The sequence below is a fragment of the Pseudomonas sp. GW821-FHT01A09 genome (assembly GCF_058986725.1).
In genome coordinates this window covers 12082-25649 of sequence record NZ_JBYSWB010000036.1, presented here as the reverse complement: position 1 = coordinate 25649, position 13568 = coordinate 12082, and the positions used below count along the sequence as shown (strand labels likewise).

Sequence of the window (13568 nt, the reverse complement as noted above, 5' to 3'; positions counted from 1 at the left end):
GGGGCACCGGGCCCCTTGTATTGCAATATATTTAACGCAACGGCTGCGGGCGCCGCGTCAGATCAACCCGGTCTCTTCATCATTGATCAGATGGCTCAACCCACCCAGCGCTTCCCGGGCATTGCTGCGGTCGGTGAGCTTGGCCTGGGCCGCTTCCGGCAGGTCGGTGACGCGGATCACGCCCTTGCTGGTGAGCACCTGAATCAAGTCGTCGAGTACCCGGATCATGTCCAGGTCGGACTGCTTGAGTTGCTTGAGGCTGCCCTCGATGGCCGCGTTGGCGAACCACGTCTGGATCTCATGGTGATCGGCTGGCAGCGTCTCGCTGGCTTCGGCATAGGCTGCCGCCTCCACACGCAACAACTGCCCGTTTGCGTCGCGCTGAACGTAGAACATGGCTCACCTCGGGAAGAAACTGCTGACCAGCATAGGTGTTTCTGGGACGGTCGCAAAGCCGCTGCGCCCGCTGGATGACAATCCAAAGAGCCGGCTCCCGCAGCCACCGCGCATGGCAGGGGCTGCGGGAGCCGGCCCGAAGGGTACGGCAACCGGCGCCACCCGCCCCTTTGACGGGGCGAGCGGTTTCGGGTCTATCAGTGGTGATCGACCTTGATGGTCGGATCGCTGCCGGCTACCAGCGACTTGATGGTGTCGTTGCTCCAGCTCACGTTATCGACGTGGATGGTGACATCCGCCGCAGCCGTGGCGATCTTGCCTGAGGTATTGATGCTCAGGGTTGTGCCCGAGCTGTCGGTCGTTGCCTTGATGTAGTCGGCGATGTTGGTAACGGTCGCAGTCTGCAGCAGGTCGCTCAGGTCGAGTTTATCGCCTTCGGTGGTGCTGAAATCCTTGATCACGTTGGTACCGGTGTCGCCTTTGAGCCACATGAAGGTGTCGGCGCCAGTACCGCCCCACATGGTGTTGTTACCCGAACCCGGCAGCAGGATGTCGTTGCCGGCACCGCCTTGAAGGGTGTCGCCGCCGCCCTGACCAAAGATGATGTCGTTGCCATCACCGCCCAACAGGGTGTCGTTACCACCCGTGGTCGCCACAGTGAGGGTCCCGCCCGTAGTCGCGACGGAACCGTTGAACTCGCTGATGTGATTGGTGATGTACTGGTGCAACACTTCATCAGTGACGCTGGTGCTGCTGTGCGTCGCCGAGGTCACATAGGCTCGCAGTGCTTCCGCGCCCTCCACCACGCTGCCGCTGGTTGGCGTGAAGGTTACCGTGTCGCCGAACAGAATGTCGTTGCCCGTCGAGCCGACCACGGTGTCATCACCCGCCGGTACGGGGGCTGTGGTGCTGTGGATGGCGGCTGCCAGGTCCTTGGCGCTGACGTTGTTCTGAACCACGCCATCGCTGTCGAACTTGGCCAACGTGTTGCTATCGACACTGCCGCCCAAACCGATGGCGTACACGGTGGACGCACTTTTGAGCGTGGCGAAGTCGTCGGACGCCGCGTTCACTGCAGCGGCGAGGCTGCCTTGCACTGGTGTGCCGTTGGACGACAGATACTCGTTAGGCGTGCCGTCGGTGATGAAGTAGGTCAGGTTGGTCACACCGTTAGTGGCGGTGTGCGTCGCGAACCAGGCATTGGCCGACTGGAATGCTGCTTCGTAATCGGTGCGACCGGTGGCCGAGTAGGTCGACATTTTGTTGATCAACGTGTTCAGCGCATTGGCATCCGCCAGGTTGACGCTGACGGTGGTGCCCACGTTGGTGCTGAAGTTCTCCAGGAACACGTTCACCGTACCGGCATGGTCGCCGGTCAAGCTGTTCTTGAGATCGTTGAACACCTGAGTCAGCTGAGCAATCGCGTTGGCGAGTGCACTTTTGCCGGTGCCCGCAACCGTGTCGCCCATCGACCCGGAAGTGTCGACGATGAACGCCAGGTTGTAGCTCGCGCCCTTGACCGGCTGGGTGCCACTGACATCGCCCACCATGATGGTATTGGCGCTGCTGGTGGCATACAGATCGTCGGTACCCGCCGCGCCCGTCTGGGTAGTGTAGGTCTCTGCCGCCACGTTGATGGTGGTGGTCGCGACTTGCGACACATGGTTGCTGGCAGTAGTGCCGTCATCCACGGACACGGTCACGGTACGGGTGCTGGCAGTGGCCGCGCCGCTGTCGTAGCCGTTGTTGCTGTACTTGACCGCCTGGATGGCTGCCTGGAAGTCAGCCGCCGAAGCCGAGCCGCTGGTGCTCGTGAAGGTGATGATCTTGTCGGTAGCGCTGGCACTGGTGGTGACAGTGGCGACGATGCCCGCTGGCAGGCCGGTCGCCGTGAAGCTGTCACCAGCGGTGAAGTTCTGCAGCGTGACGGTCGCGCTTTTCAGCGTGTTGGTGGCATCGGTGACGCCCACGCTGATGTCGGTATCGGCGATCGAGATCGCGGTACCCGGCGTTGCGTAGCTGGTCACATAGTCGTTGGCCGACGCAGTGCTGTCGTTACTGTCGAGATCGACGCTCGGTGCCTTGTGGTCGACCACCACGGTGAAGGTCGCGGTGCTGGTCGCCGAAGGTGCAACGGCGGTGTCGCTCTCCTTGGAGTAGGCGCTGACCGTGACCGCGTAGCTGCCGAAGCTGCCGACGGCCGTCTTCAGGTACAGCTGGGTCAGATCGAGGCTGCTGACCGTCGCCGTGCCGTTGACCACGCTGGCCAGCACGTTGCCGTTGACGTCGGTGATGGACGAGCCGGCAGGCAGGCCGCTGAGCGTGACCACCTTGGTTTCCGAACCATCACTGTCGACCAGGTTGGCCGTGATGCTGCTCAGCTTGATGATCGTGCCTTCCAGGCCATGGTTGACGGTCGAAGCGGTGTAGACGCCTTCGCCGTTGGTGCCATTGAGCGCCGACAGGGTCACGCCGTGGGCCTGTGCATCCGCCACGCTTTCGTAAGCGACCAGGCCGCTGGCCGACAAGCTGGTGGCGGTCGCGCCATTGACCGAAACGTTCAGGTTGTAGTTGCCCGGACCGCTCTGGTTGAAGTGGTAGATGCCCAGGGTGTAGAAGCCCGAAGTTGCCGGCGTGAAGCTGCTGCTGACGATCGCCGAACCGCTGGACCAGGTTTCGGTCGCCACGACCTTGCCGCCGATGGTGACCGCGAAGCTGTCGTCCGCGGTACCGCTGAAGGTGTAGGTCTTGCCCGCTTCCAGATACACCAGGCCGCTGGCCTTGGTCGCCGTACCGGCATCCACGTTGCTGGCGCTGATGTTGGTCAGCGTGCCCGCGGTGGTCGGCGTGGTCGACTGGTGCGCATTGATGTTGGCAATCAGCGTCGCCGTGGCGGCGCCGTTGCCGTTGGTGCCCAGGCCCCAGCCCGCGGTGCTGCTGTTGGTGATGGCGCTGTTCCAGGTTTTGTACGTCAGGTCGGTCGACTGGTAGGTCGGCGTAGTGACGCCCAGGGTGACACCGTTGGCCACGGCAGTGACATCTAGCGTGACGGTCTGAGTCGCGCTGTAGCCATTGTTGGTGGCGGTGTTGCCGTCGGTCGCCTGGAAGCTCAGCGTCGCATAGTCGTGACCCTGATTGCCCGTGGTACCGGTGGTCGCCTTGCTGTTGCTGGCATCGGTGCTCGCGTCGGTGACGAACTGCAGATGGCTGGCCGATGTGAACACCGTACCGGTGGAACTCGAGGTCTTCAGATCGGCAGTGGTCAGCGTTACCCAGGCGCCGGCGGCGTTCTGGTACTGGAGGGTGCCGTGCGCAGGCAACGCCGTGAACACGATACCCAGGCTCGTCGTAGCGCTGTCGACGTCTGCAACACCAAAGGTCGACCAGGCGATGGCCGTAGCGGTGCCTTCGGTACCGGTGACAGTGCTGCTGGCTGCGGTCGGAGCATCGTTGACCGCAGCGACGGAAATGACCGAGGTCGCGGTGTTCGACGTCAGGCCGTCATCGTCCTTCACTACCACAGTCACCGAGCGCGACGTGGTGTCCGGGTTGGTGCTGGTGTTGTTGAAGGTGATCGAATCGATCAGCGCCTGGTAGGCCGACTTGCTCGCCGCACCGGTCAGGTTGACGGCGATGCTGGTGGCAGTACCGGTAGCCGGGGTGCCGACGATGGTCCAGGCGATGCCGTTGGTGGTTCCCGAAGTCGCCGTCGAGTTGCCGACGCTGAGGACGTCGGACGCCTTGGCGTTGGTCAGGGTGACGGTAGCACCGCTCATGTTGGCGCTGTCTGGATCGGTGATCAGACCCGCAGGGGCGATCGCCACGGCGCCGGCCTTCTCGGTGAAGCTGGCCGTGGTGTCTGCGGTGGTGGTGTTGCTCGGGCTCAGATCCAGAGTCGGCGCATCGCTGACGGCGATGACGTCAAGGCTGACCGTCGCGGTGCTGGTGCCACCCTGACCATCGCTGATGGTGTAGGTGAAGCTCGCCTGGCCGTTGTAGTCCTTGGCCGGGGTGAATACGACGTTGCCGAGCGAGTTGATGCCGACGGTGCCGATCACGGTGGTCGTGCCGGTCGCGTAGACGTTGGCCGGCAGGTGCGCGGCGTCCGCCAGGCTGACGCCTTGCAGGCCCACCACGGTCAGTTGATCGTGCGGGGTGTCGACGTCGGTGTCGTTGGCCAGCAAGGTTGCCGGGGTGATGACCAGAGGCTGGTCTTCCAGCGTGCTGAACGTGGCGTGGGTCACGGGGGCGTCGACAGTGCCGAGCACCGTGTAGTCACCCACTTTGTTGCCGGTGACCGTGGCCAGGCTCGCTTGCAGCTTCGCGTAACCGCCCTGATCCCAGTAGACGATCTGGATATCGTGCGCGCCGGCCGTGGCGACCGTGAACTGGAACGCGTTGGTGGTCGCGGACTGGTTCTTGTCGACCGCAGCGACCTGCTTGCCGTCGATATAGACGCTGTAGCCATCGTCTGCCGAGATTTGCAGCGAGTAGGTGGCGGCTTTCAGGTTGACCTGCCCGCTCAACTCGATGATCGCGTCACTGGTGGTGGTCTGCGTGGCCGTGCCGTTGGCGTAGGTCAGCGAACGGCTGTCCGAACCCAGGAACGAACTCAGGTTGCCGCTGTGGCCGAGGTCATTACTGAACGCGGTACCACCGTAGTTGACCGACGTCGAGGTGAACGACGCGTCAGCCTGATGCGAGGCGATGTAAGCCAGTGCCTTGGCGATGGTGCCGAGGTTGCCGTTGGCGCTGGTCTCGGCGTAGCCGTAGTACTTGCCGGTCAGGCCGCCGACCAGTGCACCGTCATTGACGGCCACAGGCGCGTCGTTGACAGGGACCACGGTGACATCGGTATGGGCTACGACCGAGGTCTTCGCGTCCGAACCATTCAACGCAGCGGTGCCGGTATCGGTAACGCTGATGTCAACCGAGCGCGGTGCAGCGCTTGGATTGTCGCCAGGTGCCGAGAACTTGATCGAGTTCAGCAGTGCCTGATACTCCGCCACCGTTGCCACGCCACTGAGTGTCACAGTGGAAGTGGCCAGACCTGCAGCATTGGTGCCTGGCGTGACGGTGTAACCGATGGTCTTGCCATCGATCGCGAATGAACCCGAGGTGCTCAGCGGACCGGTCAGGTAGCTCGAGGTGAAGGTGTCACCGCTCTGGAAGTTGGTCAGCACGATGCTGGCCGCTTTCAGGGTGCCGCTGCTGTCAGTGTCAACGATGCTCAGGCTACCCGCAGTGGTGTTGCCACTGGTCAGGAAGATCGGCGTATTGGCGTCGTTCTCGGTGTAGGTGATGGCCTGTGCGTCGGTGACAACCGGCGCCTGGTTGGCGTAGTTGACGGCGATCGGCGCAGTTGCATCAGCGAACAGCGTGGCCGGTACGCTCGCGTCGGCGGCGTGCAGGCTGACGTCGGGCAGTGCCTTGCCAGCGTTGACCGCGTCCAGACCGGCTTGGGTCAGGGTGACGGTGTTGTTGGCGCCCAGGGCGTAGTAATGGTTCGGATCGTTGGTCAGCGTCACGGTCGGCAGCGGGCCGTCCGGGTCGGCTATGGTGTAGGTCGCGACGGTCTGGCCGACAGTGGCGGAGTGCTCGGTGACCGGGTTGGTGCTGACGATGCTGATGGTCGGCGCGTCCGGGGTGTTCACCACGGTGATGTCGGTGTGTGCCACGTTCGACCAGGTCGCGTCGGTGCCCGATTGGCCGACAGAGCCGGTGTCCTGCACGGAGATATCCACCGAGCGAGCCGCGGTGTTCGGGGCATCGCCCGGTACCGAGAACTTGATCGAGTTCAGGACAGCTTCGTAGTTCTGGATGCTGGTCGTGCCGTTCAGGGTCACGGTGGCAACCAGTTTGCCGGCGACGGTGGCGGTGGTGATCTGGTAGCCGATGGTTGTGCCGTTGACGGCGATCGAACCGCTGCTGCCCAGGTTGCCGTTGGTCAAGGTCGAGGTGAACTGATCGCCGCTCTGCACGTTGGTCAGGACGATTTTCGCGCCCTGCAGGGTGCCGCTGCTGTCAGTGTCAACGATGCTCAGGCTGCCCGCAGTGGTGTTGCCACTGGTCAGGAAGATCGGCGTATTGGCGTCGTTCTCGGTGTAGGTGATGGCCTGTGCGTCTGTGACAACCGGCGCCTGGTTGGCGTAGTTGACGGCGATCGGCGCAGTCGCATCAGCGAACAGCGTGGTCGGTACGCTCGCGTCGGCGGCGTGCAGGCTGACGTCAGGCAGCGCCTTGCCAGCGTTGACCGCGTCCAGACCGGCTTGGGTCAGGGTGACGGTGTTGTTGGCGCCCAGGGCGTAGTAACCATTGGAGTTGTTGGTCAAGGTCACAGTCGGCAGCGGGCCGTCCGGGTCGGCGGTGGTGTAGGTCGCGACAGTCTGGCCAACAGTGGCAGCGTGCTCGGTGACCGGGCTGGTGCTGACGATGTTGATGGTCGGCGCGTCGTCTACTGGAGTGATGCTCAGCGTGCTGTTGACGGTCGCCGATTGCGCCATCAAACCAGCGTTGTTCTCGCCGGTGTCGGTCACAGTGACGGTCACGTCGCGCGAGCCCGCAGTCAGGCCCTGATTGGTGCTGTTGAAGGTCAAAGAGTTGACCAGCTCGGCGTAGTCGGCGCGGTTGGCATCGCCGGTGAAGACGATGGTCAGCTTGCCGGTGGTGGCATCGACCGACGCGGTGTAAGTCACACCGGCGTAGGTGGTGCTGGTCACGGCGCCCGTGGTGTTGATCGAGCCGGTGAATTTGCTCGACGTCAGGCTGTCGCCAGTCGCTGCATCGTACTGGCTCAGGGTCACGGTGGCCGTGTGGATCTGCTTGCCGGCAATGTTGTTGTCGACGTCGGTGACGGTGAAGCCTTTGACCAGCGCGACGCCGCCCTGATCTTCAACGAAAGCCGCGCTACGGTCGGTGACGCCAACCACTGGCGCATCGTTGACCGGGGTCACGTTGATCTTGACCAATTGCGTGGTGGTCAGACTGGTAGCGCCCGCTGGCAGCGCGCCGCTGTTACCCAGGTCGTCGACGGTGATCGACAGATTGGCCGGGGTGGTGCTGTTGTTCGAGTCCGGGGCCGGAGTGAACTTGGCGCCTTCCAGTGCCGCGTTGATCTGGGTCAGGGTACCGGTCAGGGTCACCTGCGTGCCGTCTGGCGAAGTGGTGCCAACGTTGCCGTTCAGCGCCAGGGTGCCGCCGGTCACGTCGATGGTGATCGTCACGTTGCTGTTGCCGGCATCGACATCACCGATGCTGATCGCGTTGCCGTTGGCTTGCGAGAACACCAGTGGGGTGTCTTCAGCGGTGTTCACTGCAGTGGTCGGCGCCGCGATGGTCGGCGCGTCGTCGACCGGGGTGACATTGATGCTGATGGGCTGAGTAGCTGACAGCGCGCCGCCGGCACCGGTGTTGCCTTGGTCGTTGACGGTGATCGACAGGCCGGCGGTAGAACCGTTGGTGTCGTTAGCGTTCAGGGTCGGCGTGAAGGTCGCGCCCTCCAGCTGAGCGTTGATCTGCGCCGGGGTGCCGGTCAGCGTGACCACACCATTGGTGGTCGTGCTGGTGGTGCCGTCGGTCAGCACCAGGGTGCCGCCCGAAACGGTCACGTCGACTTTGATCGGGCTAGTGCCGGAATCCACGTCAGCCACAGTAATAGCGTTGCCATTGGCTGCCGAGAAGGTCAGCGGGGTGTCTTCGGCGACGGTCTGGCTGGTCGGTGCGCTGATGGTGGGCGCATCGTTGACCGGGGTGACGTCGATGGTGATGGGCTGCGTAGCCAACAGCGCGCCGCCGGCACCGGTGTTGCCTTGGTCGTTGACGGTGATCGACAGGCCGGCGGTAGAACCGTTGGTGTCGTTCGCGTTCAGGGTCGGCGTGAAGGTCGCGCCTTCCAGCTGGGCGTTGATCTGCGCCGGGGTGCCGGTCAGGGTCACGACACCGTTGTTAGTGGTGCTGGTGGTGCCGTCGGTCAGCACCAGGGTGCCGCCCGAAACGGTCACGTCGACTTTGATCGGGCTGGTGCCGGAGTCCACGTCAGCCACGGTAATGGCGTTGCCATTGGCTGCCGAGAAGGTCAGCGGGGTGTCTTCGGCGACGGTCTGGCTGGTTGGTGCGCTGATGGTCGGCGCATCGTTGACCGGGGTGACGTCGATGCTGATGGGCTGAGTAGCCGACAGCGCGCCGCCGGCGCCGGTGTTGCCTTGGTCGTTGACGGTGATCGACAGGCCAGCGGTGGAGCCGTTGGTATCGTTCGCGTTCAGTGTTGGCGTGAAGGTGGCGCCTTCCAGCTGCGCGTTGATCTGCGCCGGGGTGCCGGTCAGGGTCACGACACCGTTGTTAGTGGTGCTGGTGGTGCCGTCGGTCAGCACCAGGGTGCCGCCCGAAACGGTCACGTCGACCTTGATCGGGGTGGTGCTGGAGTCCACGTCAGCCACTGTAATAGCGTTGCCATTGGCGGATGAGAAGGTCAGCGGAGTGTCTTCGGCAATAGTCTGCGAAGCCGGTGCGCTGATGGTCGGCGCGTCGTTGACCGGGGTGACGTCGATGCTGATCGCTTGAGTGGTCGTCAGCGCGCCGCCGATACCGGTGTTGCCTTGGTCATTGACCGAGACCGTCAGGCCAGCGGTAGAGCCGTTGTTGTCGTTCGCGTTCAGGGTCGGCGTGAAGGTCGCGCCTTGCAGTTGGGCGTTGATCTGAGCCGGGGTGCCCGTCAGCGTCACCACGCCGTTGTTGGTGGCACTTGAGGTGCCGTCAGCCAGAATCAGGATACCGCCGGTAGCCGTCACGTCGACCTTGATCGGGCTGGTGCTCGAGTCCACGTCGGCCACGGTGATGGCGTTGCCATTGGCCGTCGAGAAGGTCAGCGGGGTGTCTTCGGCGATGGTCTGGCTGAGCGGTGCGCTGATGGTCGGCGCATCGTTGACCGCCACCACGTTGACCGTGACGATCGCGGTGTTGGAAGTCGCCTGGCCGTCGGTCACGGTGTAGCTGAAAGTCACCAGGCCATTGATGTCCTTGGCCGGGGTGAAGATCACATCGCCGTTGCCATCCAGCACCACAGTGCCCACGACTTTGCCATCGGCATCCTTCACCGCGGAAGGTGTTTTGCCATCGGTGCCTTGCAGGCTGTTGATGGTCAGCGTGTCGCCATCGACGTCGGTGTCGTTGGCCAGCAGGGTCGCGGCCTTGATCACCAGCGGCTGATCTTCGAGGGTGGTCAGGGTGTCATGCGCCAGCGCGGCGGTGTCGGTTTGACCCAGCACGCCGTAAGCGCCGACGACGCCAGCGGTAACAGGCGCCACTTCGACAGTGAGCTGGGCGAAGGTGCCCTGATCCCAATAGACGATCTGGATGTCGTGCGCGCCGCTGGTGGCGATCGAGAATTTGAAGTCGTCGGTCGTTGATGGCTGATTGGCGTCGACGGCAGCCACTTGCTTGCCATCGATGTACACCACATAGCCGTCGTCCGCGGTGATGCGCAGCGAGTAATCGCCGGCGGCCATGGTCACCTTGCCGGTCAGCTCGACGATGGCGTCCGAGGTGGTGGTCTGGGTGGTGCCGTTGGCGTAGGTCAGCGAGCTGGCGTCAGTCCCCAGGAACTTGCCCAGGTTGGAGGTGGTGCCCAGGTTGTCGCTGAAGGTTTGCGCAGCGTACGAGCCACCGTAATTGACGTTGGTCGACGAGAAGCTGGCGTTCGCCGAGTGTGAGCCGATGAAGCTCAGCGCTTGCTGAATGGTGCCCAGGTTAGGGCCATCGGTGCCTTCCTGATAACCGTAGTAGTTACCTTGCAGGCTGCCGGTGATCGTGGTGCCGATGTCGTTGTTGGCGACTGGCGCGTCGTTGACCGGGGTGACGTCGATGCTGATGGGCTGAGTAGCCGACAGCGCGCCGCCGGCACCGGTGTTGCCTTGGTCGTTGACCGTGATCGACAGGCCCGCAGTGGAGCCGTTGGTGTCGTTCGCGTTCAGGGTCGGCGTGAAGGTCGCGCCTTCCAGCTGCGCGTTGATCTGCGCCGGGGTGCCGGTCAGCGTGACCACACCATTGGTGGTCGTGCTGGTGGTGCCGTCGGTCAGCACCAGGGTGCCGCCCGAAACGGTCACATCGACCTTGATCGGGCTGGTGCCGGAGTCCACGTCAGCCACGGTAATGGCGTTGCCATTGGCTGCCGAGAAGGTCAGCGGGGTGTCTTCGGCGACGGTCTGGCTGGTCGGTGCGCTGATGGTCGGCGCATCGTTGACCGGGGTGACGTCGATGCTGATGGGCTGAGTAGCCGACAGCGCGCCACCGGCACCGGTGTTGCCTTGGTCGTTGACGGTGATCGACAGGCCAGCGGTAGAACCGTTGGTGTCGTTCGCGTTCAGGGTCGGCGTGAAGGTCGCGCCTTCCAGCTGGGCGTTGATCTGCGCCGGGGTGCCGGTCAGGGTCACGACACCGTTGTTAGTGGTGCTGGTGGTGCCGTCGGTCAGCACCAGGGTGCCGCCCGAAACGGTCACGTCGACCTTGATCGGGCTGGTGCCAGAGTCCACGTCGGCCACCGTAATGGCGTTGCCATTGGCGGACGAGAAGGTCAGCGGGGTGTCTTCGGCGGTGGTCTGAGCGGTCGGCGCGGCGATAGTCGGCGCGTCGTTGACCGGCGTCACTACCAGAGTGACGGTCTGGGTATTCGGGGTGGAGGTCGCGCCGTTGCTGCTTTCAGTGGTGTACGAGCTGATGGTCAGCTGGATGTCACCGTTCACCTGGCTGTTGTAGTTCAGCGGCGGCGTCACGGCCAAGGTCGCCAGGTTGGCGTCGGTGATGTCCGTGGTAGCGCCGTCGGCGGCCACCGGCTTGGTGATGGTGACGCCGGCAGCGTTCTGGTAGGTGATGACCGAACCGGCAGGCAAGCCGCTGACTGTGGTGGTCAGGGTTTCCGAGCCGTCGGTGTCGACCAGTGCGGTGCTGACGCCGGTGATGGCGATCGGCGTATCTTCAGCGCCGCTGACGGTGCCGGGCGCGGTCAGCGTCGGCGTATCGGCCACCGCATTGATCACCAGGCCGATGCTGGCCTGAGCACCCACCAGCGGGTTGGCGGAAGTGGCGTTGTTGACCGGCTGGAAGTCGATCGCGCCGTACAGGTCCTGCACGCTGCCCGCGCCGGTTCCGCTGCTGGCGGCGTTGGCGGCCGGGGTGAACACCAGCGTGCCGTTGTCGAGTTCGGCTTTGGTGATGATGTCGCCAGCGGCAACGGTGGTCGAAACACCATTGACCGTCAGCACCAAGGTGCCGTTCGGGATGCTGGTGATCCTGACGCCCAGATCCGGCGTCTCGCCCGCAGCGGCCTGCTGGACGTTGAAGTTGCTCCAGCTCAGGTTGATCGGCGTGTCTTCGGAACCGACCACCGAGTCGCCGCCCGCGCCCGTAGTCGCATTGCCGCCAGTGCCGGTGGCCGTCGGCACGGTCTGATCAACGATATCGGTGCTGACGGTGCTCAGCGCGCCATCGACGGTCGGGTTTTCCAGACCGCCACCGGTGACGCCGGTCAGCGTCAGGGTCAGGCCTTCGGTGCCTTCGAGCTGGCTGTCGGTCAGAGTGCCGAGGGTGAAACTGTTCTGCCCGGCCGGCAGCACGACCGTGACGGTAGCGGTGGTGATGCCGGTTTCGGCGTTGGTCACGATGTTGCTGAAAGTGACGTTGCTGCCGCCTGGGGTGACGTCGGTATTGCCAGCGCCAGCGGTGCCGGGAATGGCGGTGCCGCTGTAGCTCAGCGTCAGGGTCAGCGGCGCGGTGGTAGTCGGTACGTTGACGGTGTAAGTGGCGGCCGAGCCTTCGTTGACGGAGGCGGTGTGGTCGCTGAAACCAATCTGGGTCGGGGTGGCGTTATCGACGATCGAGGTAGTGACCGTGGCGCCGGTCGTCACCACCGATTCCAGGTTGCCATCGGCGCCATTGGCAACACCGGTGACGGTCAAGGTGGTGGAAGTCGTGCCTTGAGCATAGATGTCATCGCCACGGCCGCCATGGTTGGCGTCACCGACATTGACGGTGTAATCGACCGAGGTCTTGCCCGCGGCGATGGTTACGGTGTTGCCATCGGACAGGGTCAGCACCAGGTTGGTCTGCGGCGCATTGGCGACGCTGATGGTGTAGGTCACCGAGCTGCCTTCGGTCACGGTGCCGGCCGGTGCAGTGATGGTGACTTGAGTCGGGTCGATGGTATCGGTGACCAGGGTGGTGGCCGGGGTCGGGTCGGTGGTGAGCACCAGACCCTGACCGCCAGTGGTGCCGGTCACGGTCACGGCAACGGTGTGCGCATCGATGTAGGCATCGTTGGTATCGGCGAAGGTGACGTTGACCGAGCCGGTCAGCTGACCCGCAGCGATGGTGATCACCTGGCCGTTGGACAGGGTGATGGTCAGCGGGCTTACCGGGGCCTGGGTCAGGGTAGCGGTGTAGGTCACCACGCCGCCGGTCTCGGCCACCGAACTGGTCGCGCTCAGGGTCAGGGTCGAGGCACGCAGCGGCAGTGCGTCGGTCTGCTCGGTACCGGCAGCCGCGCCATTTTCCAGGCCAGCGGTATTGAAGCCGATAGTCGGCGCCACGGTCGCCCCGGTGGCATCCAGCACCACGAAGGAATGGCCACCACCGGCTTCGCCGCCAGGGCCGACATCAGTGACCTGGGTCACGCCGGCTGCCGGCGCTTCGAAGGCTTTGGTCGGGTCGACGCCGTCAGCGATGGCTTGCTGCAACTCGGCGGCCGAAGGCGCGTGCGTGGCCGCGACCTGCTCACCCTCACCGACTTGCGTGCTGATCTGCGGGTTGGCCGCGCTCCACTGGCTGTCACGACCAACGTCCAGCACCCGGCCATCGGCCAATTGCAGCGATACGGCACCCGAGGCCCCGGTCTCGATGCGCTCACCGGCGAGCAGATGGTCGCCCTCGACGAGTACGCGCTTGATCCCTTCAGGGGAAATTGCAATGACTTGACCAACAATGCTTTTGACGATGGCAACAACACTGCTCATTGGGACTCTCCGGGGGTGCCGTTCTGTTTGCTCTGTGAACTTATCGACATTTCTTGTCGTTTCTTCAATGAGCGATGCTAAGGGTATGAAATTTAATGACGTCAAAACATTGTCGGTATTTCTACCCAATTAACTTCGTGACAATCTATTGACCTTCGTCGCGCCATCCTA

General features: G+C 63.8%; 2 protein-coding genes. Both read right to left on the bottom strand.

What is annotated here, in order from left to right; genetic code table 11:
• Positions 1–57 precede the first annotated feature (57 nt).
• A complete protein-coding gene (locus AC3WJP_RS26505; RefSeq protein ID WP_493724303.1) occupies positions 58–396 on the bottom strand; it encodes a tryptophan synthase subunit beta in 339 nt (112 codons plus the stop codon).
• Between the two features lie 197 nt (positions 397–593).
• Complete coding sequence (locus AC3WJP_RS26500; RefSeq protein ID WP_493735699.1) at positions 594–13397, bottom strand: retention module-containing protein; 12804 nt, start codon at positions 13395–13397, stop codon at positions 594–596.
• Between the last annotated feature and the right edge of the window lie 171 nt (positions 13398–13568).